The organism is Capnocytophaga sp. oral taxon 326 str. F0382 (assembly GCF_000318295.1).
Lineage (GTDB): Bacteria > Bacteroidota > Bacteroidia > Flavobacteriales > Flavobacteriaceae > Capnocytophaga > Capnocytophaga periodontitidis.
Genome location: NZ_KB291387.1, coordinates 57,683 through 81,163, shown reverse-complemented (window position 1 = coordinate 81,163; position 23,481 = coordinate 57,683). Strand labels below are relative to the sequence as shown.

The following is a 23,481-nucleotide window of genomic DNA, read 5'->3' as shown; positions in this document are numbered from 1 at the left end:
TAGGCGTTTGATAATCAATTACTTTTAGAGTATGGTTGTGTAGGGGCGTTTTGCAAACGCCCTCACAAATATCAAATGTATGTTCTCTCATCAAAAAAAGTCGCTTTTGCGGCTTGCCCCTTCCCTTCGGGAGGGGAACGAGGTAGGCGTTTGATAATCAATTACTTTTAGAGAATGTTGTGTACGGGCGTTTTGCAAACGCCCTTATTTCGAACAGCCTCAACGGAAGTAGGCATTTTAAAACAAGTTGTTGGATTAATTTTTTTTTATTTGAAAAATAAGTTGTACCTTTGTAGCATAATTTTAAAAACTTAATAACAATGAACGCAAAACAATTTGAACAAATGAAAAATAGCAAGGGTTTTATTGCAGCTCTTGACCAAAGTGGTGGTAGTACCCCTAAAGCCCTTAAACTCTATGGCGTAACTGAAGACCAATACAGCAACGAGGAACAAATGTTCGACCTCATTCACCAAATGAGAACACGAATTATCAAAAGCCCCGCCTTTTCTCACAAAAAAATTATAGGCGCTATCTTGTTTGAGCAAACTATGGATAGACAAATCGATGGTAAATACACCGCCGACTATCTTTGGGACGAAAAACAAGTCGTTCCTTTCCTAAAAGTAGACAAAGGATTGGAACCCCTCGATAACGACGGCGTTCAACTGATGAAACCTATCACAGGACTCGCCGAACTATTAACCCGCGCTAACGAACGCCATATCTTTGGAACTAAAATGCGATCAGTGATTAAAAAAGCTTCTTCCGAAGGTATCGCACGAGTGGTTGACCAACAATTCGAGGTCGCTAAGCAAATAATAGCCGCTGGTTTGGTGCCTATCATAGAACCCGAAGTAGATATCAACATCCCCGATAAATCTCCCGCCGAGGCTATCTTGCGCGACGAAATTAGAAAACATTTAGATACCCTCCCCGCCACTGCCAATGTGATGCTCAAACTCTCTTTGCCTACCATCAACAATTTGTACAAAGAGTTTACTCACCACCCCCGTGTAGTGCGCGTAGTAGCTCTTTCAGGAGGTTATCCACGTGAAAAAGCCAATGCCATCCTCGCCGAAAACAAAGGGGTAATTGCAAGTTTCTCTCGCGCCCTTACCGAGGGGCTCTCAGCAACTCAAACCGATGAGCAGTTCAACAACACCTTAGCTCACACCGTCGAAGGAATTTACGAAGCCTCTGTGAAATAATATCAAAACTAAAATAGTAACGCGAATGAAAGAAGCATTAGAACACGACCTCATCACTTTAGCTACCGAAATCCTCGCTAACGAAGGTGAGTGGAACCTCGCTCAACTAAACAAACAAGCTCACAAAATTACCGAGAAAATCGCTATTCTCACTTTTGTGGAAAAATACTATCAAACACTTGGAGCTTCAGAAGACCGTATGCACCGCACTATGCGAAAAGTATCCGATTTTATCGATGAAAATCAAGAAGAAGATATCTTTGATATACAAGTAGAAGCTTCCGAAGTGCACCCTCTCACTGCCCCTGAAACAGCCGCTAAAGAAACTCCTAAAAAAGAACCCGCTTCTCAACCTGCCTTTGTGGCAATGGAGCCTGCCCCTATCACAAAAGAGGAAAAAACAGCTCCTGTCGAGAAACCTATTGTTAAACGCATTTTGCAAGAGGAATCCTATTCAGAACCTAATTGGGCAAAGCCAACAAGTCGATTACAAACTGCAACAGCCGATCAATCAATTGAAAAACCTCAACCAATTGAAAAACCAAAACCTGTCGAAACTGCTACGGTAGCATTTGAAATCGAGCAACCCGCCATCGAACAATCTGAACAGTTTATCCAGCAACCTCAGTATACCGATGAGCAACGCCTCCTCAAGCAAACTCCTTCCTTAGAAGAGTTCATCTCTCAAAGCAAAAACACTGTTTTCGATAAAAAAGATACTACCGATGATGTGAAACCCACACAATCACTCAATGATAAGTTTGGAAAAACTCTCCAAATAGGTTTGAATGATAAGTTAGCCTTTGTGCAAAGACTCTTCTTCGGTAGTGAAAGTGAGTATAATAAGGTAGTAAAACACTTGGGCGAATTAAACTCTATGCAAGACGCCGTTCTCTATATCGAGCAACAAGTAAAACCTACTTACAACTATTGGAAAGGCAAAGAAGAATACGAACAACGCTTCCTCGACCTCGTTCTTAAACGTTTTGAAGTCTAATGAGCAAACTCTATTTGATTCCTACCCCTATTGGAAATTTAGAGGATATAACACTGCGTGCCCTCAATTTACTCAAAGAAGTAGATATTATCTTAGCCGAAGATACTCGCACCAGTAGCAAGCTCCTCAAACACTACAATATTTGCACCCCTATGCAAAGCTACCACCTGTTCAACGAACATAAGGTGGTAGATAGTTGGGTGCAGCGTATCAAAGGAGGAACAACTGTCGCCCTCATTACCGATGCCGGTACCCCTGCCATTTCCGACCCTGGATTTCTGCTCTCTCGCGCTTGTATTGCTGAGGGAGTGGATGTAGAATGCTTGCCAGGTGCTACAGCTTTTGTCCCCGCCTTAGTAAATAGTGGATTGCCCAACGACCGCTTTGTGTTTGAAGGTTTCCTACCCGATAAAAAAGGTCGCCAAACTCGACTCTCACAGCTCGCCACCGAAACCAAAACAATGATTTTCTACGTTTCCCCTCACAAACTCCTCAAAACCCTCACCGATTTTATCGCTACTTTCGGTGCCAACCGCCCCGCAAGTCTATCGCGTGAACTCACCAAAGTCCACGAGGAAACCAAACGCGGAACCCTCCAAGAATTGTTGGATTTTTATAAAGATAAAAACGTAAAAGGTGAAATAGTGATGATTGTTTCAGCTAACAAGTAACAGTGTCGCTTTTGCATGAGTTCGATATAAAAGAACATTGATTTACAGCTTTGTAACATAATATATTCACAATTTTAGATATGTAGAAGATAAAAATCCAAAAATATGGATTAACTTTCATTCGTTTTTTAATAGAGGAATTGAAACGAGAAAAACACATTGTAGTTGTTTTATTAGATATTATTCAAAAAAATGCTTTTATTATCTATAGAAACCTCAGGGCTCAACTGTTCTGTAGCCTTGTCAAAGGATAATCATATTCTCGCTGAAAAGTCCGAGAATACGGGTAAATTCACTCACTCTGAGAATCTACACCTCTTTATAGAAGCCGTGATGCAACAAGCCTCATTGCCCCTCACCGCCTTAGATGCAATAGCGGTAAGTGCTGGAGCAGGTTCATATACCGGTTTACGCATAGGGATTGCTACTGCTAAAGGTCTCTGTTTTGCCTTAGAGAAACCCCTTATAGCAATTCCTACCCTCCAGATTCTCGCTCATCAAGCCCAAGCCGATTGCATTATCGCAATGCTCGATGCCCGCCGTATGGAAGTGTATAGTGCAGTCTTTAATAGCCAATATGAGTTCGTAACCCCCACCGAAGCCAAAATCCTCGATGAACATAGTTATCAAGAAGAATTAAATAAAGGAAAAGTAACTTTCTTAGGTGATGGAAGTAATAAATTCGCTGCTATTTGTAAACATCCCAATGCCGTTTTTATTCCCAATGCTTTTCCTCAAGCCAAAGATATGCTCCCTTTTGCTATCGCAAAATACAACGCTCAAGACTTTGAAGATATTGCTTACTTCGAACCTACCTACTTAAAATAGACGTTTTTTGTTAAAATTGTTAATTATCATAGCTACAAATTTGCTAATTGGCAAATTATTTATACTTTTGTGCCTTAAATGAAAGTAATTACACTCATCAAAGCAGCGCGACTCCGCACTTTGCCCCTTTCAGTAGCAGGAATTATCACAGGGAGTGCGTTAGCTTATCGCTATGACCCTTCGGCGTTTAGCTGGCAAATATTCGCTTGGGCATTGCTTACAACTATACTGTTTCAAGTGCTTTCTAATTTTGCTAATGACTATGGCGATGGTGTGAAAGGCACTGATAATGAACATCGTTTAGGGCCTCAGCGCGCTTTACAAAGCGGAGCTATAAGTCGCTTGCAACTCAAACGCGTTATACTCATTACCGCAGGACTCTCTATACTCTCAGCATTAATACTTATCTACTTAGCTTTTGGTTGGGAAAACCTGCTTTATATAGTGATATTCTTTGTGTTAGGATTATTGTGTGTAGTAGCAGCTATCAAATACACAGTAGGAAGTTCAGCTTATGGCTATCGCGGTTTAGGCGACCTCTTTGTGTTCGTATTCTTTGGATTGGTGAGCGTGGTAGGCAGTGAGTTTCTCTACTCACAAACCCTCCAATGGATTACTTTCCTGCCTGCTATCTCTATAGGATTACTAAGTGTAGCAGTGTTGAACCTCAACAATATGCGTGACTACGAGAACGACCAGCGTTCAGGCAAACACACTTTAGTAGTGAAGATGGGAATTTCGCTTGCTAAGTACTATCATTACTATTTAGTGGTGTTGGCAATGCTTGCCCTACTCAGTTTTTCAGTACTGCGCCTCCAAATGCGTTGGGAATTGCTCTATCTGTTAGCTTTCTTTCCTTTGGTAGTACATTTGCTTTCAGTAAAGCGCAACAACGATCTTAAGCTTTTGGACAAAGAATTAAAAGTAGTCGCTCTGAGCACCTTTTTGCTCTCAGTACTCTTTTTTATAGGAATATATATCAGTAAATAAAATACTCATACTTAAAGAATTATCTAATTACTATGGAAATTACTTTTTACGGACACGCCAGCATAGGGATAAAAATAGGTGAAACTCACTTACTCGTCGATCCTTTTATCTCCGAAAACCCTTTAGCGAGTGATATCGATATCAATCAAATAAAAGCCGATTATATCCTCATCACTACGGCTGGGCAAGATCATACTTGGGATGTAGAGAAGATTGCCAAGCGCACTAAAGCTCAAATCATCTCTAATTTCGAGATTGCTCGCTATTTTTTCAACCTTGGTATTGAGAACAGCCACCCTATGGATTTAGGTGGAACTTTCAATTTCCCTTTTGGTTCTGTGAAAATGGTATCGGCGTTGCACTCTTCTACCTTTGAAAATGGTAGTGATGGAGGTGCTGCTTGCGGATTTGTGATCAAAACTCCCGATAAAACAATTTACATTGCGGGCAGTACCGCCTTGCATTTCGATATGCAACTTATTCCAGTGCGTTACAAGCTTGATTTAGCTGTATTACCTGTAGGTGGTAACTTCACTATGGACGTAGAAGATGCTATTATGGCTTCCGATTTCGTAAAGTGTAATAAAATATTAGGATATCACTACAATACAATGTCGCATATCAAAATAGATAAAGATGCCGCCGTGCGTAGCTTCAAAGCCAAAGGCAAAGAACTCATACTTTTAGGCGTAGGACAAATTGTAGTAGTATAATTTACTTAGTGTACTAACCCTCTAAAAACGCCAAAGGTCATAGCATAACACTATGACCTTTGGCAAAGTTTTTTATAGTTCATTGTTAATTGAAAATTATTTATTACTTTTGCCATAACTTTATAACCACTCAAATGAGAATTATAGCTAAAAAAACCATTGTTGAATTTTACACACAACATTCCGAAGCTAAATTTCCTTTGGAAGATTGGTATAGAAAAACTATTGTTGCCGAATGGTCTTGTTTTGCAGATATTAAAAAAGACTTCAATAGTGTAGATGCTGTAGGAAATGGTAGATTTGTTTTCAATATCAAAGGCAACCACTTTAGAATAGTAGTACATATACTATTTGTACCTAAAATAATATATATCCGTTTTATCGGTACTCATAAAGAATATGATAGAATTGAAAATATAGATAAAATATAACATTATGATAAAAAATGAAATGCAATACAACGCTATAATGAAACGCATAGGTGAGCTTTTGCAAATAGTAGATGATAATACTCACGAAAGTAACCCTGATTATATAGAATTAATGATTCTTACAGATCTTGTAGAAGCCTATGAAGATATGTATTACCCTATAGAAAATACACTATCAAGTCAGTCATTACCTGTCTCCTAACTCCGAATCTCTAAAAACGCGAAAGGTCATAGCATAACACTATGACCTTTCGCGTTTTTCTTACTTCTTAACTCTTATCTAATAAGTAAATTCCTTGCTTCCTACTATCACTCCATCTCTCTTTACAACTGCTTTCTGTGGGTATTCATTTTTGAAATACTCGTAAGTGGTCTCTTCCACGTAATCTTGTCCCGAAATATTAGGGTATTTCACTGTTTTCTTAGTGATATTGTTACGACTATAACCTTCTTGTAAGAAAAACTCTGGGTGGGTCATTCTATACGAAAAAAGTAAGTAACGAGGGTTAGTCTTGTTGTCGTAAGTGTAAGTAGTAATTGAAGTCTTACCATTTTCAGTACGTGTGTGCTCTTTCACGGTTTCGTTGTAGTTGAGCACATACTTATCGGTAGCAACTACAGTAGTTTTAGGTCTATACCCTACCGTTTCTGTACGAACAGAAGTTTCTGTATTCACTTCATTAAGACCAAACTTGTAGGTAATGATTGTATAAACTGTAGTTTCAGATGATGTCTTTTTAGTTTTAACATACTCCGAAAGCAGACGACCATCGTATTTATACTCCTCTATGATAGGATATGCCTTACCTACTTCAGTAGTTGTTTTTTTCTTGATACTTCCCCTTTGAGTATACTCGTTGTACACAGTTTCGCTCTTTTGTATACCGCTTTCTTTGTATACAGTTTTAGTAGGGAAAGACCCATCGTATGAGTTTTCAAACTCCGAAGTAGGGATTTTACTCGTTGCAACTGTATCAACAGTCATTTTCTCTAATAAGCCTATACCAGTGTTGCGATATTTATACTCGCTGGTAATGCTCATTGTGTGGGTGCCTTGCACAGGTAAGATGGTTTCTACAATCTTATCTGCCAAATAAATAGGGTCTTTTTCTGGTTGATAGTCATCTTTGTCATTACAAGCGACTAATAGCCCTACTGCCAAAAGTAATAAACTCACTCGTCTCATTGTATATACTATTTAATTGATTTTCTTTTAGAAAGAATATAGGTCTATATTAAAATAAATTATCTTATAAGTACTTGTTTTTTGAAGATTGTCCCTCTTCGAAGGGACGGAGGCTATACTATAAAAGCCGCAAAAATCTTGCCATATTCACATTATTTATTACTTTTGCAAATTAGAAATTCGTATTTTAGCTATGAAACATCGTTTACCCATACTTCTCTCTCTCCTTATCGCCCTCACCCTTTGGCAATGCGCCCGCCGCGGCTCTCCCACTGGTGGTCCTAAAGATGTTACCCCGCCCGTGCTCTTGCAATCTGTGCCCAAATCGGGGGCTATGAAGTTCCACGGCAAGAAAATACGCTTGCAGTTCGATGAGTTTGTGGTAACTAAAGACGTCCGTAAGCAGCTCATCATCTCTCCTCCTATGAAAACTTTTCCTATCATTTCGCCTACTTCGGCTTCTAAATGGTTGGAAATTAATATCGTCGATACTCTTAAACCTAATACTACCTACGTGCTAAACTTCGGTAATAGCATTCAGGATTATAACGAGGGCAACCCGATTTCCGATTTCAAATATGTGTTTTCTACCGGTAGCACTCTCGATTCACTGTGGTATGAGGGCGACATCGCCGATGCAATCGCTCCTAAACCCGATAATTTCGTGACTGTGATGCTCTATCCTTACAACGAGCAGTATAACGACTCATTGGTGTATAAAACGCAACCTACTTATGTAACCAATACCCTCGACAGCCTCGATAGTTTTGTGCTCGAATACCTCAAAGAAGGCAAATACAAACTCATCGCCCTCAAAGAAAAAAGCCCTAATTATATCTTCAATCCTAAGGACGACAAAATTGCTTTTATGGATGAACCTATCACCGTTGCCGATTTGAAAGGCAGTCCACAAGGTTTTTACCCTAAATTGCGCTTGTTCAAAGAAGTGCCTCCTTACAAGGCGCATCGCCCTACACAAGCTGCTGGCAACCGCGTGCAATTTGGCTTTGAAGGCAAAACCGATAGCGTACAAATCAAGCCTATCTCGCCCGTAACTCCCGATTTTAAATATACTATCTCCAAAGACCCTAAGAAAGATACACTCAACTTTTGGTATACCCCTAAACAAAAAGATTCTTTGGTATTTACTATTACCAAAAAACAGAAAACCGATACGTTTAAAGTCCGTTTAAAGGAGATGAAAAACGATAGCTTGCAAATAGAAAACCTCTTTTCGGGCGACTTGCCTATGTACAAGGACTTTGGCTTCAAGAGCAATATCCCTATCGTAAAAACTGACCCCTCTAAACTGAAAGTTTTCGCTGGCAAAGACTCTACAGCGGTGGCTATTCCGTTCAAAACGCGCTTAGACCCCAATAATTTAGAGTACTATCTCTTATTCGATAAGAAAAACGACGAGACCTACCGCATTGAAGCCCTCCCTAATGCCCTCACCGATTTTTTCGGACATACGAACGATACCCTAAAAGTAACCGTGCGCACTAAAAAACTCGAAGAGGTAGCTATCCTAAAAATGCACCTCAACGTTGCCGAAAATACACTGCAATATCCAGTTATACTGCAACTTACCAATGAGAAGGCAACGGAAGTGCTCCGCGAAATTTATATCGAAAAACCTTTGCCCGAATATCTGTTCGAGAATGTAACACCTGGTAAATTCCGCTTGCGACTCATTGAAGATAAAAACAAAAATCACCAATGGGATACCGGTAGTTTCTTAGAACATCGGCAACCCGAGCGGGTGTGGTATATGCCTAAAGAAATAGAACTCCGCGCCAATTGGGAAGTTGAAGAAAATTGGCAAATCACTAACCCCCTAACCCCTAACCCCTAACCCCTGTCACCTAAAATGAAAAAACGCCTTTTCCTCCTCGATGCTTATGCCCTTATTTTTAGGGGCTACTACGCCTTTATCAAGAACCCGCGCATCAATTCCAAAGGATTGAACACTTCGGCGATTCTCGGCTTTATGAACTCCCTTTTCGAGGTGATTAAAAAAGAAAAACCCGACCATCTCGCTGTCGCTTTCGACAAAGGAGGGAGCGTAGCACGCACCGAACTCTTTACCGACTATAAAGCCAATCGCGAGGAAACCCCCGAAGCGATTCGTTTGGCTATCCCCTATATCCACGAAATACTCAAGGCTTTGCACATCCCTATCATCGAAAAAGAGGGCTATGAAGCCGATGATATCATCGGAACGCTCTCTAAACAAGCCGAAGCTCAAGATTACCAAGTGTTTATGGTAACCCCCGACAAAGACTATGCGCAGCTGGTGAGCGACAATATCTTTATGTACCGACCTGCGCGCTCGGGCAATGATATCGAAATTTGGGGAGTGAAAGAGGTGCAAGAGAAATTTGAAGTGCAAAACCCTTTGCAGATGATTGATTTCCTCGGTATGATGGGCGATGCTGTCGATAATATCCCTGGGCTGCCTGGGGTAGGCGAGAAGACCGCCAAAAAGCTACTCGCCGATTTTGGCTCTATGGAAAATCTCCTCGCTAATACTGATAAACTAAAAGGCAAACTCCGTGAAAATATAGAAAATAACAAGGAAAAAGGCTTACTCTCCAAACAATTGGCAACCATTATGCTCGATGTGCCGGTAACTTTTGATGAAGCCGATTTTGCAATGTCTCAACCCGATTTTGAAGCGGTGGGCAAGATTTTCGATGAGTTAGAGTTCCGTCAGTTGCTACAAAATTTCCTAAAAACCTACCAACCAGAAGCTGTGGTACAAACTCCCCCTAAGGCTGCTTCAGGTCAGCTGGATTTATTCTCGCAAGGCGACCTCTTTGCGCAACCGCAATTGGTGAGCGATAAGAAAAACAGCAGCAATACTCCTCATTTCTACCAATTAGCCGATACCCCAATGGCACAACAACTCTTGTTGCAAAGCCTATTGCAACAAACTGAAGTGTGTTTTGATACCGAAACTACTAATATAAACGCTCTCGAAGCTGAATTAGTGGGTATTTCCTTCTGCTGGGCAGCTCATAAAGGTCATTATTTGCCATTTCCTAAAGAAAAAGAAGCAGCTACTAAGCTCATAGAGCAATTCCGTCCGTTTTTTGAGAATGAACAGATAGCTAAAGTAGGTCAGAATTTGAAATACGACCTCAAAGTGTTGCAAAACTATGGAATTGAGGTACAGGGCGCTCTCTTCGATACGATGATAGCTCATTACTTGCTAAATCCCGATATGCGCCACAATATGGATATCCTCAGCGAAACCTATCTGAACTATACGCCTATTGCTATCGAGAGCCTTATTGGCAAAGGGAAAGCCCAACGCTCTATGCGTACCGTGCCTATCGATGAGGTAAAGGAATACGCTGTGGAAGATGCCGATGTTACTTGGCAACTCAAAAATGTGTTCCAAAGCCAAATGCCCCAAGTAAATGCCCAAAAAATCTATACTGATTTAGAGGCACCTCTTATCAAAGTGTTGGCAGCTATGGAACGCGAAGGGGTAAACCTCGATGTGGATTTTTTAAAAGAATACGCTAAAACCTTAGATGTCGATATTGCCCAACTCGAAACAGCCATAGCCGAGCAGGCTGGCGAGACTTTCAATTTGGCATCACCTAAACAACTCGGCGACATTCTCTTTGAAAAACTGAAGATTGACAGCAAACCCAAAAAAACGAAAACCGGTCAGTATGCTACTTCCGAAGAAGTCTTAGCGCCTTTTGCAGCCAAACATAAAATCGTAGCCGATATATTGGAGTGGCGACAAGTGCAGAAACTCAAATCTACTTATGTAGATGCCTTGCCTTTAGAGGTAAATAAAAGTACGGGTCGTGTGCATACTACTTATATGCAAACAGTAGCGGCTACAGGTCGACTCAGCAGCAACAACCCTAACTTGCAGAATATCCCTATCCGCACCCCTCGTGGGCAGCAGGTGCGCAAGGCGTTCATCGCTCGCAATCCCGATTATGTGCTCCTCTCTGCCGACTATTCGCAAATAGAACTCCGCATCATCGCTGCCCTCAGCGAAGAACACAATATGATTGAGTCCTTCCTCCGCAATGAGGATATTCACCGTTCTACAGCGGCAAAGGTGTTCCACGTGCCTTTAGAAGAGGTAACCCGCGAGCAACGTAGCCACGCCAAAACAGTGAATTTTGGGATTATTTATGGCGTATCGGCATTTGGGCTATCTGCACAAACCGACCTCTCTCGCTCCGAAAGCAAAGAACTGATAGACACTTATTACGCTACCTATCCTAACCTGCGCAACTATATCAATAAACAAATAGAGTTTGCCCGACAACATGGCTATGTAGAAACCATTTTAGGCAGACGCCGTTATCTGCCCGATATTCATTCACATAACCAAGTAGTGCGTGGAGGCGCCGAGCGCAACGCCGTGAATGCCCCTATACAAGGCTCAGCAGCCGATATTATCAAAATCGCAATGATACGCATACACAACCAGTTGCAAGCCCAAAAACCTCCAAACTCGTATGCTCCTCCAAGTACACGACGAGTTGGTGTTCGATGTGCCTAAAACCGAATTAGAACTCGTAAAACCCCTTGTCAAAGAAGCTATGGAAAACGCCTTTACCCTTGCCGTTCCCCTCGTCGCCGATTTAGGTGTAGGTAACAACTGGCTCGACGCGCATTAATTGTGTCGCCGCCGGCGACACAATTTCAAAAATATTAAAAATATGTCTAAAAAGAATCAATCAAACCGATTAACTACCCAGCATACAGCATCAAAAGGAGTAGTAGCTATATTTGGAGAAAAAGCTAAATTGCACAATATAGCAGTAAGTCAGATTTCTCAACTTGTAATGGAACAACTTCAAAAGGATTTTCCGTTACTCTCTTTTCGATATAGAACAAGTGTAAAAAAAGAAGAGATAAACGAGGCTTTAAGAAAAATAGATATAGCTTTAGGGCAAACACTCTTTGTGCCCAATGCAAGTATCATTCCCGATGGTGGGTTGATAGAAGTAAAAGATGATAAAGAAAATTGGAGAATTATCTTAGTATCAGAAGCTAAACATCAGGGTAAAGATATAGAAAATATTAAAGCAGGAAAATTAGTAGGTATAAAAAGTAATCAGGATTTAATGGTAGGTGGAAATGCTATAGAGAGAGCTCACAAAAATATAGCTGAAATGGCTAATTTGATGTTGTCGGAGTCTCATTTTCCTTATGTACTATTCTTAGAAGGTTCTAATTTTTTAACTGAAACTATTGAAGTAATGCGCCCTGACGGACGAATAGTAACTCTTGATTACAATTCAGGTATACTCAACAGATTAGATAAACTCACAGCAGCTAATTATGGAATGCCTATCAACACCAATCTTTGTGAAAATAAATTTGTAACACATAACGATAAAACGATTATGTTACAAGCTGCGTCCATCTACACACGTGGAAATGGCGAAAAGTGGGATGCTCAATCAATATTTGATGTGATGCTTGAAATCTCTAAGACTTCTCTAAAAGTATTAGGGAGTGAATTGTTTAATCAATTAACGCAAAAGTAAAATGGCACGAAAAGCGACAAATAACTTGCTACAAAAGGCTAAAAAATCTAAAAATGACGAGTTTTATACCCAATTTTCAGATATTGAAAAAGAGTTACAATATTATAAAAGTCATTTTGAGAATAAAATAGTGTATTGCAATTGTGATGATCCACATACAAGTAACTTTTTTAAGTATTTTGTTTCAAATTTTAAAGAGTTAAGGCTTAAAAAGGTAATAGCAGCTTGTTATGCTGAAAAAGGTTTTTTTGCTGAATATGTAGGAGAAAAAATAGCTGTTTCTTACTTTAAAGGAGATGGTGATTTTCGCAGTGCCGAAAGTATTGCATTGCTCAAACAATCGGATATAGTAGTAACCAATCCACCGTTTTCCTTGTTTCGTGAATATGTAGCTCAATTAGTAGAATATCAAAAACAATTTCTAATCATAGGCAATATTAATGCGATTACTTATAAAGAAATTTTTAAACTGATACAAGAAAATAAGGCTTGGTTAGGTATTCATTTAGGTAGAGGTATTTCAGGGTTTATCGTTCCTCAACACTATGAACTCTATGGAACAGAAGCTCGAATAGACGCTTCAGGTAATAGAATAGTATCCCCTAACAATTGTTTATGGCTTACTAATTTAGATAATTTCAAACGTCACGAGGATATAGTGCTCACTAAAAACTATTTTGGCAATGAAAACAATTATCCTCAATACGATAATTACAATGGTATTCATATCGATAAAACTGAAAATATACCATCAGATTACACGGGCTATATGGGAGTACCAATAACTTTTCTACACAAATTCAATCCTAATCAGTTTGAGATTGTGAAATTTAGAAAAGGAGATAATGAAAAGGATTTGTCAATAAACGGTAAATACCCTTATTTTAGAATATTAGTAAGGAATAAACGTTATTCCCTTGTTAATTGTTAATTCTCAATTCTTAATTTATGTACAAAACCCTTCCTAAAAAACGCTATCAAAAAACCTTGAGTATTCTCAAACGATATGCTCCTCAGGGGAGTACAATCCTCGATATAGGGGTAGAAAATCCTTTTTCAATAATTATGAAAGAGGAAGGTTATACGGTGCTTAATACTACCGGTCAGGATTTAGATTTCGAGGCAAATACCCTTCAAGATTTTCAATCCAATTTCACTACCGCTTTAGAGATTTTAGAACATTTGGTAAACCCTTTGGCTGTACTGCAAAATGTCCCTACAAATAAAATATTGATTACAGTGCCTTTGCGACTTTGGTTTGCCAAAGCTTACCGCAATACTGCCGACCCCCGCGACTGTCATTACCACGAGTTTGAAGATTGGCAATTAGATATGCTGTTAGAAAAAGCAGGATTTCGGATTGTATATAGAGAGAAATGGACGCACCCCGTGAAGAAGTTAGGCTTGCGTCCGCTGTTGCGATATTTTACTAATAGATATTATGCCGTAGTAGCCGAGAGAATTAACAAATTAGAAAATTAGCAGATTAGCAAATTATAAAATGACGAAAAAAACCTCAATAGTAAGTATTATCCCGCTACTCATATTCGTAGCTATATTTTTGGGCAGTGGTATTTATTTTGATAATTTCTATTCATTGCCAGCGCCTATTATTGCGCTTTTTGCAGTGGTAGTAGCTTTGCTTATCTACCGCGCACCTCTCAACCAAAAGATAGCTCTTTTCTTCAGAGGGGCAGGCAATAGCAATGTGTTGCAGATGTGTGTAATAGCTCTTTTGGCAGGTGCTTTTGCTTCGGTAGCCAAAGCCTCTGGCAGTATCGATAGCATTGTAAATATGGGGATGTACTACATTTCACCCGAATACTTTCCCGTAGGTATTTTTGTAATTGCCTCTTTCCTCTCGTTTGCAACAGGCACCTCAGTAGGTACCATTATGACCCTCTCGCCTATTGTCTTCAATTTAGCTTTTGAAAGTCATTCCGATACCGCCCTTATAGGGGCTGCTTTGCTTTGTGGTGCGATGTTTGGCGACAATCTGTCCCTCATTTCCGATACTACTATCGCCGCCACCCAGTCGTTAGGTTGCAAGATGAGTGATAAGATGAAAACCAATGCTCAAATAGCACTCCCTGTTGCGCTGCTATCGGCGGTGATTCTCTTCTTTATAGGCAACCCAGGTGCTACCACCTTCACTCATAGCGAAGCCTATCACACCTTCAATCCCTTGCTCATTTTGCCTTATGTAGCAGTAGTGGTCATTTCGCTTTTTGGAGTAAATGTGTTCGTATCACTGTTCTTGGGAGTTGTTTTCTCAGGTGTTATGGGATTCTCCTACAACAAGTTCTCTTTCTTAGAATTTACCCAACACACTTACAAAGGCTTTATGGATATGGCTGATATCTTCTTCCTCTACTTCATCATCGGTGGATTAGCCTTTTTAGTAGAGCGTTTTGGCGGCATTCAGTTTCTGATGAACCTCGTTGCCAAACGTATCAAGAGTGGAGCTTCAGCCTTGCTGGGAATGGGCTTTTTAGTAACTGTTGCCGATGTGTGTGTAGCGAATAACACGGTGGCAATTCTCATCGTTTCTAAAATAAGTAAGCGCATAGCCGAGCAATTCCAAATACCCCTCCGCAATGCGGCTTCAGTATTAGATATCTTCTCGTGTTATGCGCAAGGTCTCATTCCTTATGGAGCACAAGTAATCGCCCTATACCAATTTGCCCATACGATGGACTATTTATCTTTGGTAGGGTACTCAGTCTATCTTCACCTTTTACTTATAGCTACTTTAGTGTATATAAAAGTAAGAGGAAAAGTTTAATAACTACAATGTTGCTAAAGAAAGAGAGGTGTTTTCAGGGGCTTCCCATTGAGGTTTCTGTATTGCTTCAATGTTTGAGGTATCGTAACCCGCAAACGCTTTAAGGTAGTGTTGCAAGGTAACGCCATTGCCATCGGCAAAGTTATATCCCCCTTGATGTTTGAAGAATTTCTTCACTGAACTCTCACCAGCCAAGTGAGCGGCTGCCAATATCCCCGATTCAGTAATGTGAATCCCGTTGATAGTTTTGCCTACATATTTTTTAATTTCTTTGCGCAAAAACCATTTGGTACGCTGTAAGCTCAACACAAACACTTGTTCTTGTTGTTCAGGAGAGTTCAAAAATTGTTGGGTATCAGTTACGCCATAGAAGTGAAGGGCGCGTTTCCCAAATTGATATTTCCCCATATAGCCAAAACGGTTTACAATAGTGTAGTTACCGCGTGATTCGCGATAGGCTAAAGCTTCTTTAAATCCAATAAATGTTTTTCCTGTGTGGAGAGTAAAAGAAGTGGGAAGTAGTGTGCTATTCGCAGTTGCTTCTGCTGGCATAGCGGTGGCCATTTGAGGTACATCAACTACAAAAGTAGGTGGAATTGTGATTACTTTTGTCTCTTCATCTTTGATCGTAAAACCTAAAAAGGCAAAGACCATTACTGCAAAAAAATACCTCTTTTTAACTAATTTCATAAATTTTGTTTTCTTTAAGACTGACGGTTTTCTACAAGAGAAAAGCCTGCTTAAAATTATTTCGGCGGCAAAATTACAAAAATTATGCCAAGTACCAAAATTTAGAGTTCGTTTTTTTTATTTTCCCCGTCCCAAAACCAATTTGCTAATTTCCTCATTTGCTCATTTGCTAATTTTCTCTATCTTTGCACCGTGTAACATCAGCTTGAAGTTTCGGCTTCTGCTTAAAAACTTAATTTACAATGAAAAAGATATACGCTTTATGTGTTCTTTTTCTTGCTTTAGCGTGCAAGAAAGACAACGATGAAACCCCTTTGTTAAGTAGTGAAAAAAATATTCTTTCATTTACCTTTATTGTAGAAGGTACTACTTATACTAGTACAATTAGCAATACCGCCATTACTGCCCAATTACCCGAAGATACCAATCTTACCACTCTTACCCCTACCATCACCTTCTCTAAAGGGGCTACTGTAACTCCTAATAGCGGTGTAGCTCAAGATTTCTCTAAAGAAGTAAGCTATACCGTAACTGCCGAAGATAAAAGCACTAAAATCTACAAAGTGCTCATAACTACCGAAAAAACACCACAGCCTAATGAGCCTATACAAATTGGCCACGTCCCTAATGAATATACTACAAATAAAGCAGGAGGCGAGGTAGTTTATTTTGATGTCAATACCTTACCCGTTAAAAAAGAACAGATAAAAGTAGAACTCGTTAAACGCCGCCCTCCATTTGATACTTATTCCCTTAAAGTACAGAAAATCGATAAAAAAGAAAGACGTGTATATGTAGTATTACCTCCCACTTATAAAAATGGCGAATACTACTTCAAGGCAACTTTTGATAAAGAAGAAGTAGAAAGTGGCGTTTTTACCTTAGATAGCGGTGAGATAGTACTAAATGTGTTAGATGTTATTATGTTCGAACCTGTTACTTCCTTAGCAACTACCGAATTGCAAACCTTTAAAACAGTGGTATATGCTAATACTGAAGCCTTGAAAAAATATACTTATTATCTGAGAAAAGGCACCCACGACTACCAACTTACAGTGAGTGACATCTCCAATTATAACATTCAATTTAAGATGTTCAATACACCTGCAGGAGCTTTTAGCGGAGGTAACGACTTTAAGTTTGTAGTAAAAGGTGGCACTAAAGAACAAGTACTTCCTTTTGTGAATAGTGAAAAGCAACCTATAACAATAGAACCCGTTCACACACCTGTAATCAAAACACTTTCTAAAACAACACTCAAAGCAGATGATGAACTAACAGTTACAGGAGAGTATTTTGCTTATACCGGTATGAACTTTGATAGAAATTATAGATTTTGTACTTTGCTTTTGATGCAAGGTAATGAAGTGAAAGCAACACTTTATCCTTCGTACAAAACACCTACTGAGGCTACTTTTAAAATAGGAAACGAGGTTCCTGCTGGCAAATACAAGGTTGTGCTCTCCTCTCAAGTGTTATTAAAATCAGAACCTTTTAGCCAAGAGGTTACCATTCAAAAAACGACTGCTACCCCCTCTGCACGCCTAAAAGTTACTAAAGCTGTGATTATAGATAAGAATGCTGCTTTCTTTCGCAAACAAGTGATGATTACTTTTAATGAAATTATAGGTAGTGCTGCCATAGAAGCGATTGTATTCCCTAATTTGAGAATACAAAACACTATAAGGTATTCTAAAGATATAAGTTCACATACTCTATCAGATGATGAATACAATTATCTCATCAACAACCTCCCCAAAGGTTATGTACTTATAGAGGAAAACGGTAAAGAATACCAAGCAGAGTTTTCTTTGGTAAAAGGAAATTAAGTCTCATTTTCTCAGAGATTCTTAGAGTCTCTCCCTACTCAACAAATCGACAAATTAACTATATGAAACCCATTGAACGAGCGGCACGTCTATTTGCCGACATCAACGAACTGCTGATTTCCAGCGGTGCCAATACCCGTAGAGTAGAACGCAATGTAGAACGCATCTCTAATGCCCTTAACTACCATTGCGAAAACTTCTATTCACACGCTGCTATTGTGCTTACTGTGCAGGATAAAGCTACAGGCGAAAAGGAAACTATCGTCCGTACAGTCCCTCATCACGGTGTGAACTTTAGTGCTATTTCCGATATTAGTATCCTCTCGTGGGAAGCAATTGAAAAAAAACTCCCTATCGAAGAAATTGAAGAACAAGTTGCAACGATTAAAGCCAAACCTCATTACAATATGTATGTAATGTGGTTCTTCGTATCGGTAGCAGGAGGTTCATTAGCCTATGTATTTGGTAAAGAACAAGCTAGTTATACCGAGTTTGCAATGTCGTTTATAGCAACCTTATTAGGTTTGGCGGGACGTCGTATCCTGCAGTTGCGCAAGTTCAATGTGTATATCTGTTGGGGGTGGGCTGCTTTTGTGTCGGTAGCCGTGATGAGTATCTTCCGTTTGGTGGGAATAGAGCAGTACCACAACGCCTTAGCCGCTTGTGTGTTGTGGTTAGTGCCTGGAGTACCTCTTATCAACGGATTTATCGATATGCTCTCTGGCTGTATTGTAGCAGGGATAGCTAAACTCACACACGCTGCTATCTTGGTTTTTATGATTTCATTAGGTTTTTATTTAGCTTTACTATTATTTGGTTATGAACTTCCTTGATGTATTTTTAGGATTAGCCGAACGCATCTTTTGGTCGATGTGGATTTCTATTGGCTTTGCTTTATTGTTCAACACTCCCCGTCGTGCCTTGTGGATTACAGGCGTATTAGGCGGTATAGGTTGGGGCATTAAGTTTATACTTTTAGGTACTGTGATGCCCGAGCAAATTGTGATTACCTCCTTTTTAGGAGCTTGTGCCGTGGGGCTCTTGGCGGTCTATTTCGCTCATCGCGTACATACACCTCCTATTGTGTTTACGATACCTGCCGTTATCAATATGATTCCTGGTAAATACGGCTATGAGTTTATGATGAAAATCATCCAAATAGTAACCGTTGAAACCCGTCAGGACGAAACCCTCGACCTGCTTTATCAAACTTTTAAACTCGGTTTGCAAACAGGTTTTATTACTATGTGTTTAGCCTTTGGAGTGATTACCCCTATGTTACTCTTCAATACCTATTCAGTAAAAGGTAAAGACCTCAACGATTTTATCAAACGCCGCTTAACACGCAAAAAAACAAAAGCCGAATTAGAAGGAAAAGTAGAAGAAAATGAACCCGTATAACATCAATTGTTAATTGTGTAACGTGTTAATTATTAATTGTTAATTGTTAATTGTTAATTGTTAATTGAATAAATATGCCCGAATTCTCAGCTATTGATTTTGAAAGTTTGATTAAAGATTGGATTAAAGGACTTATCAATTTCGCCCCTACTATGATCGGGGCTATTGCCCTCTATTTTATAGGGCGTTACATCATCCGTTTTATTGTAAAACTCCTCAAAGGATTGATGGAACGCCGTGGAGTAGACCTCGCTTTGCAAGGTTTTTTGTTACAAGTAGTCCGCTGGATACTCTATATTGCGCTCTTCCTCACCATTGTACAGGTGATAGGCTTGCCTGCAACCCAGTTTATCGCAATCATCACCAGTGGTTTTGTAGCAGTAGGCTTGGCGTTACAAGGGTCGTTGTCTAACTTCGCTAGCGGGATAATGATACTCATTTTCAAACCTTTCCGCGTAGGCGATGTAATCGAAGGTAATGGCGAAAAAGGAACCGTGAAAAACATCGGTCTCTTTGCTACAACCCTCAACAAAGCCGATAACGAACAAGCGATAATCCCTAACACCCAGCTGTTTAGCAATAGTATTATCAACTACAGCAGGGAAGAAAAACGCCGTGTGTACGTGCTTGTAGGTATAGGGTATAGTTCCGATATCCAAAAAGCCCGTGAAGTGCTCTTGCAAATTGCCAAAGAGGAAGTCAAATCTCTTCCTGAGCCCGCTCCTGTGGTTTATGTAGATGCCTTAGCCGATAGTTCCGTAAATATGTCGTTGCGCTATTGGTGTCTCACTCCCGACTATTGGGAGTGCTATTTCCGCACTATAGAAGCTATCAAAAACCGCTTCGATGCTGCCGGTATAGAAATTCCATTCCCTCAAGTGCAAGTGCATCAATAAAGTAAGAAAAAGGCTCGCACCTTTGACAAAGTTGATTACCTGATAATCATTCGCTTTTTCGCTATATTGTAGGGGCTAATGGCAATTAGCCTCACTATTTAATTACAATCTTATATAAAGGAATTATCAAAAAGAAATTAGTAATTAAAGTGTTAAAATAATGTTAAAAAATTTTTTTATTGCTAATTTATATATACTTTTGTTTCATCTTAACATCTAAAAAAATAAGTCATAATGAAGAACATTTTATTATTAGCTACGGTAGCCTTAACATTTGCCAGCTGTAGCAAAAGTGACGACAATATCTCTTCGGATAACTACGAGCTAAGTAATGATGGTCGTACTCTTGTGAAGTGGACAAATAGCAATACTACCACTCTTGATATGCAAGCCGATGGTAACTTGCAGAAAGTAAATTTTATAGGGGATAACGCTTTCAGAATGAAAGAAGCTCTTACTTCTATTACCTTTCCTAAGGACTTATACCGAATAGGAACAGAGGCTTTTTATGCAACTAACCTCAGTGGAGGGGTGAAGTTCAATGTCAATTCAGAAACTGAAGTTAATTTTGGATCACGAGTTTTTGCTCGTACTAATATTACAACAATAGAACTTCCTAATGCCAATGGAATAAGTGATGAGATGTTTTATTCTTGTCAGTCTTTAAAAGAAGTTAAACATCAAAGAATGATAAGAGTAATAGGTAGTTATGCTTTTAGTAACTGTAGATCTCTTGAATACTTGTTTTTTCACGATTCATATCTTACAAAGGTAGAGCAAGGAGCTTTTGCAAATTGTGAAAAGTTAAGAGTTGTAACTTTGCCTCTATTGGTTACTGAGATAGGAGATGTAGCCTTTGCTAATTGCAATGCTTTAGAGTCAATTACTATTAATGCTAAAACTCCTCCAACTTTGGGTGAAGATGTATTCTATGGAGTGAAGAATATTCCTAGAATTTATGTATTTAGCAGAGATGCTTACATAAATGCTCCAGGTTGGAGTAAATATGCCAATAGAATATATTCTAAATAATATTTTGTTGTTAATTGCTCTTTATTTACTACCTTTATGGTGTTTTTAATATCATAAAATGATTATGCAATGAGAAAAATCTTCTTTTTGGTTTTCATAACTATCGCTTTAGCAGCTTGTTCCAAAAGCAATGACGACAGCGCAAATGTGCCCGAAACCGACTACCAGCTCAGTGCCGATGGCTTAACCTTAGTCAAATGGCTCAATCCTCTTACCTCTGGTATCAATATGCAAGCTGATAGCCGTTTGCGTGAAGTGAATACTATTGGCGAAAAAGCCTTTAAAGATTGCAGCCGACTCCAATCCGTCATCTTCCCCGATAACCTCAAAGAAATCAACACCGAAGCCTTTGCTGGAACCGATCTCCGCACTTCAGTAGTCTTCAATTCTTATTCCGATGTAGTGTTTGGCGAAAGAGTTTTTAGCAATACCCGTATCACCTCAATAACACTTCCTAAAACCAAAGAGTTGTCAGCTGAAATTTTTGCAAATTGTACTGCCTTGAAAAACATTACTTTTGCAAAAACAGGTAAAATCGGCAGAGGGGCTTTTAAAGGCTGTACAGCCATTGAACAAATCGACCTCTCTCAAGCTGAAGCTATTGCCATAGGTGCAGAGACTTTTGCCGGTTGTAAACGCCTCAAAAAAGTGATTCTCTCGGTAACAATGAACCTCAAACCTATAGGTGACAAAGCTTTTGCCAACTGTGAGTCCTTAGAAAATCTCACCGTACTCGCGCTTTACCCCCCCTATTTTGAAGGTAATCCTTTTCAAGGCATCTCTTATCCCACAGTTTACGTGCCCGCTACTCCCGATGATTTGATTGATATATACAAAAGAGATTCCCAATGGAAAGCATTAGCTGATAAAATTCATAAACTATAGCTAAAGCATTCATTTTTCTTACACTAACATTGCTGATTGATTTTTATTCCATACATTTGCAACAAAATTATAGAAACTATGGAAGCAGAACTTATAAATGATGTCCTAACTGAAGATACACTTCTTTTTGAACAACAAAAAGAGGCCAAAAGATATAGCATACAAAAAGGATTAGAGGAAGATAAAGCAGGGCTACATATTCCTCAAGACGAAGTAGAACGTGAAATGGAAGCGATATTATGGTCGTAGTTTGGACTCCTAAAGCAAAGGAGGAACTAAAAGAAATCCTTGTCTATTGGAAAAAGAGAAATAAAAGTAATGCTTATTCTGTTAAACTAAATGCTGAAGCGCAAAAAGTAGCTAAATCTCTTATTAAAGATCCATATATTTGGCCTATAGAAGAAGATTATGAAGATGTTCGCTCTGTTTTAGTGTTTTACAATTATTCTATGTTTTATAGAGTAGAGGAAAATATTATCCGTATTCTTTCTTTTTGGGACAATCGTAGAAATCCTGATAGTTTAGATTTATTTGATTTTTAAAAAATGAAAAACCTTACCCTTTTTACTCTTATCTTTGTCGCTTTGGCAAGTTGTTCTAAGAGCGATAACAGCAATACCCCTGCCCCTCATCCCTCTACCCCCGATTACGACATCTCAGCCGATGGTCGTACCCTCATCAAATGGAAAAACCCTAATACTACTGAGTTGGATATGCAAGCCGATAGTGAGTTGAAACGCGTCAATACTATTGCTAAAGAGGCTTTTAAAGAACATCAAAATCTCCAATCGATTACTTTCCCTAACAACCTCAAAGAAATAGAAGAAAGTGCTTTTGAAGAAGCTAGCCTCAGTGGTACTGTTACTTTCAATACCAACGCTACAGTAGTTTTTGGCGATAAAGCTTTCTTCAAAACAAAAATTAGAAAACTCTCCCTTCCTAATGTAAAAAGACTGCCCTATAGCGTATTATCAATGTCTTATAATCTCGAAGAATTACACTTCAATAAAGTAGAAATATTAGGATTTGGTGCTATTGGGTGGAATTATCTAAAAGAAATTAACTTAGAAAATACAGGCATTACCGAAATAGAAACTGTCGGTATTTCGGGCTGTACTGAGGTAGAGAATATCGTCCTTCCCGCTACAATCAAAGTCATAGGATACGATTCTTTTTGGCATTGCAAACGTCTCAAAACAATTACTATTAATGCTGTAAATCCCCCTACTTTAACCAATTACCCTTTCAAAGATACTAATTTGCAAAACGTATATGTACCCCAAGCCTCAGTAGAGAAGTATAAGGCAGCACCCTTTTGGAAAGATTTCGCCGCTAAAATTCAAGCAAAACCATAATAATTAACATCAATTCGATATAACAGAATATTGATTTACAGCTTTAT

The 23,481-nt window shown here is 39.2% G+C and carries 24 protein-coding genes and 1 pseudogene; 23 read left to right on the top strand and 2 right to left on the bottom strand.

Features of this window, described 5'->3' with window-relative positions; genetic code table 11:
* The first annotated feature begins 320 nt into the window (after positions 1-320).
* The 8 genes from HMPREF9073_RS04355 to HMPREF9073_RS04320 all read left to right on the top strand — a co-directional run bounded on the left by HMPREF9073_RS04355 (position 321) and on the right by HMPREF9073_RS04320 (position 6,043).
* Entirely contained in the window at positions 321-1,211 is an 891-nt protein-coding gene (locus tag HMPREF9073_RS04355) for a fructose bisphosphate aldolase (RefSeq protein WP_009412796.1), read from the top strand.
* A 25-nt stretch (positions 1,212-1,236) separates the two neighbouring features.
* Positions 1,237-2,208, top strand: a complete 972-nt coding sequence (locus tag HMPREF9073_RS04350; RefSeq protein WP_009412795.1) for a hypothetical protein — start codon at positions 1,237-1,239, stop codon at positions 2,206-2,208.
* Positions 2,208-2,879 carry a 16S rRNA (cytidine(1402)-2'-O)-methyltransferase gene (gene rsmI, locus HMPREF9073_RS04345; RefSeq protein WP_009412794.1) on the top strand — a complete coding sequence of 224 codons (672 nt, stop codon included), beginning with the start codon at positions 2,208-2,210 and terminating at the stop codon, positions 2,877-2,879. Before HMPREF9073_RS04350 ends, rsmI begins: the two co-directional genes overlap by 1 nt.
* Before the next feature lie 192 nt (positions 2,880-3,071).
* Positions 3,072-3,707 (top strand): tRNA (adenosine(37)-N6)-threonylcarbamoyltransferase complex dimerization subunit type 1 TsaB, encoded by a 636-nt coding sequence (gene tsaB / locus HMPREF9073_RS04340; protein WP_009412793.1) that lies wholly within the window; start codon positions 3,072-3,074, stop codon positions 3,705-3,707.
* 78 nt (positions 3,708-3,785) lie between these two features.
* The gene (menA, locus tag HMPREF9073_RS04335; RefSeq protein WP_009412792.1) at positions 3,786-4,697 is read left to right on the top strand and encodes a 1,4-dihydroxy-2-naphthoate octaprenyltransferase; all 912 of its coding nucleotides are present in this window, start codon (positions 3,786-3,788) and stop codon (positions 4,695-4,697) included.
* 32 nt (positions 4,698-4,729) lie between these two features.
* Positions 4,730-5,410 carry a metal-dependent hydrolase gene (locus HMPREF9073_RS04330; RefSeq protein ID WP_009412791.1) on the top strand — a complete coding sequence of 227 codons (681 nt, stop codon included), beginning with the start codon at positions 4,730-4,732 and terminating at the stop codon, positions 5,408-5,410.
* Positions 5,411-5,544: 134 nt separating this feature from the next.
* Positions 5,545-5,841 (top strand): type II toxin-antitoxin system HigB family toxin, encoded by a 297-nt coding sequence (locus HMPREF9073_RS04325; protein ID WP_009412790.1) that lies wholly within the window; start codon positions 5,545-5,547, stop codon positions 5,839-5,841.
* Between the two features lie 4 nt (positions 5,842-5,845).
* Positions 5,846-6,043 carry a toxin-antitoxin system, antitoxin component, Xre domain protein gene (locus tag HMPREF9073_RS04320; RefSeq protein WP_009412789.1) on the top strand — a complete coding sequence of 66 codons (198 nt, stop codon included), beginning with the start codon at positions 5,846-5,848 and terminating at the stop codon, positions 6,041-6,043.
* A 78-nt stretch (positions 6,044-6,121) separates the two neighbouring features.
* Here HMPREF9073_RS04320 and HMPREF9073_RS04315 read toward each other — a convergent pair whose 3' ends face one another.
* Entirely contained in the window at positions 6,122-7,027 is a 906-nt protein-coding gene (locus tag HMPREF9073_RS04315; RefSeq protein WP_009412788.1) for a hypothetical protein, read from the bottom strand.
* Positions 7,028-7,220: 193 nt separating this feature from the next.
* Between HMPREF9073_RS04315 and HMPREF9073_RS04310 the strand changes: the two genes are divergently transcribed.
* From HMPREF9073_RS04310 to HMPREF9073_RS04285, 6 genes and pseudogenes are all read left to right on the top strand, one after another.
* Positions 7,221-8,882 carry an Ig-like domain-containing protein gene (locus tag HMPREF9073_RS04310; RefSeq protein WP_009412787.1) on the top strand — a complete coding sequence of 554 codons (1,662 nt, stop codon included), beginning with the start codon at positions 7,221-7,223 and terminating at the stop codon, positions 8,880-8,882.
* Between the two features lie 15 nt (positions 8,883-8,897).
* A pseudogene (polA, locus tag HMPREF9073_RS04305) lies at positions 8,898-11,685 on the top strand (DNA polymerase I).
* 42 nt (positions 11,686-11,727) lie between these two features.
* Positions 11,728-12,561 (top strand): EcoRI family type II restriction endonuclease, encoded by an 834-nt coding sequence (locus HMPREF9073_RS04300; RefSeq protein WP_009412784.1) that lies wholly within the window; start codon positions 11,728-11,730, stop codon positions 12,559-12,561.
* A gap of 1 nt (position 12,562) precedes the next feature.
* Positions 12,563-13,492, top strand: coding sequence for an adenine-specific methyltransferase EcoRI family protein (locus HMPREF9073_RS04295; RefSeq protein ID WP_009412783.1), 930 nt, complete (start codon positions 12,563-12,565; stop codon positions 13,490-13,492).
* A 17-nt stretch (positions 13,493-13,509) separates the two neighbouring features.
* Positions 13,510-14,043, top strand: a complete 534-nt coding sequence (locus HMPREF9073_RS04290; protein ID WP_009412782.1) for a hypothetical protein — start codon at positions 13,510-13,512, stop codon at positions 14,041-14,043.
* A 19-nt stretch (positions 14,044-14,062) separates the two neighbouring features.
* Positions 14,063-15,346, top strand: coding sequence for a Na+/H+ antiporter NhaC family protein (locus HMPREF9073_RS04285; protein WP_009412781.1), 1,284 nt, complete (start codon positions 14,063-14,065; stop codon positions 15,344-15,346).
* A gap of 3 nt (positions 15,347-15,349) precedes the next feature.
* Here HMPREF9073_RS04285 and HMPREF9073_RS04280 read toward each other — a convergent pair whose 3' ends face one another.
* A complete protein-coding gene (locus tag HMPREF9073_RS04280; RefSeq protein ID WP_009412780.1) occupies positions 15,350-16,036 on the bottom strand; it encodes a hypothetical protein in 687 nt (228 codons plus the stop codon).
* Between the two features lie 242 nt (positions 16,037-16,278).
* Between HMPREF9073_RS04280 and HMPREF9073_RS04275 the strand changes: the two genes are divergently transcribed.
* The 9 genes from HMPREF9073_RS04275 to HMPREF9073_RS04235 all read left to right on the top strand — a co-directional run bounded on the left by HMPREF9073_RS04275 (position 16,279) and on the right by HMPREF9073_RS04235 (position 23,434).
* Complete coding sequence (locus HMPREF9073_RS04275) at positions 16,279-17,865, top strand: hypothetical protein (protein WP_009412779.1); 1,587 nt, start codon at positions 16,279-16,281, stop codon at positions 17,863-17,865.
* A 62-nt stretch (positions 17,866-17,927) separates the two neighbouring features.
* Positions 17,928-18,698, top strand: coding sequence for a threonine/serine exporter ThrE family protein (locus tag HMPREF9073_RS04270; RefSeq protein ID WP_009412778.1), 771 nt, complete (start codon positions 17,928-17,930; stop codon positions 18,696-18,698).
* Positions 18,685-19,266, top strand: coding sequence for a threonine/serine exporter family protein (locus HMPREF9073_RS04265; RefSeq protein WP_009412777.1), 582 nt, complete (start codon positions 18,685-18,687; stop codon positions 19,264-19,266). Before HMPREF9073_RS04270 ends, HMPREF9073_RS04265 begins: the two co-directional genes overlap by 14 nt.
* Positions 19,267-19,340: 74 nt before the next feature.
* Positions 19,341-20,162, top strand: coding sequence for a mechanosensitive ion channel family protein (locus HMPREF9073_RS04260; protein WP_009412776.1), 822 nt, complete (start codon positions 19,341-19,343; stop codon positions 20,160-20,162).
* A gap of 234 nt (positions 20,163-20,396) precedes the next feature.
* Complete coding sequence (locus HMPREF9073_RS04255; protein WP_009412775.1) at positions 20,397-21,194, top strand: leucine-rich repeat domain-containing protein; 798 nt, start codon at positions 20,397-20,399, stop codon at positions 21,192-21,194.
* Between the two features lie 69 nt (positions 21,195-21,263).
* Positions 21,264-22,079 (top strand): leucine-rich repeat domain-containing protein, encoded by an 816-nt coding sequence (locus HMPREF9073_RS04250; RefSeq protein ID WP_009412774.1) that lies wholly within the window; start codon positions 21,264-21,266, stop codon positions 22,077-22,079.
* Positions 22,080-22,157: 78 nt separating this feature from the next.
* A complete protein-coding gene (locus HMPREF9073_RS04245) occupies positions 22,158-22,328 on the top strand; it encodes a hypothetical protein (RefSeq protein WP_009412773.1) in 171 nt (56 codons plus the stop codon).
* Entirely contained in the window at positions 22,319-22,621 is a 303-nt protein-coding gene (locus tag HMPREF9073_RS04240) for a type II toxin-antitoxin system RelE/ParE family toxin (RefSeq protein WP_009412772.1), read from the top strand. Before HMPREF9073_RS04245 ends, HMPREF9073_RS04240 begins: the two co-directional genes overlap by 10 nt.
* Before the next feature lie 3 nt (positions 22,622-22,624).
* Complete coding sequence (locus HMPREF9073_RS04235; RefSeq protein WP_009412771.1) at positions 22,625-23,434, top strand: leucine-rich repeat domain-containing protein; 810 nt, start codon at positions 22,625-22,627, stop codon at positions 23,432-23,434.
* Positions 23,435-23,481: the final 47 nt, after the last annotated feature.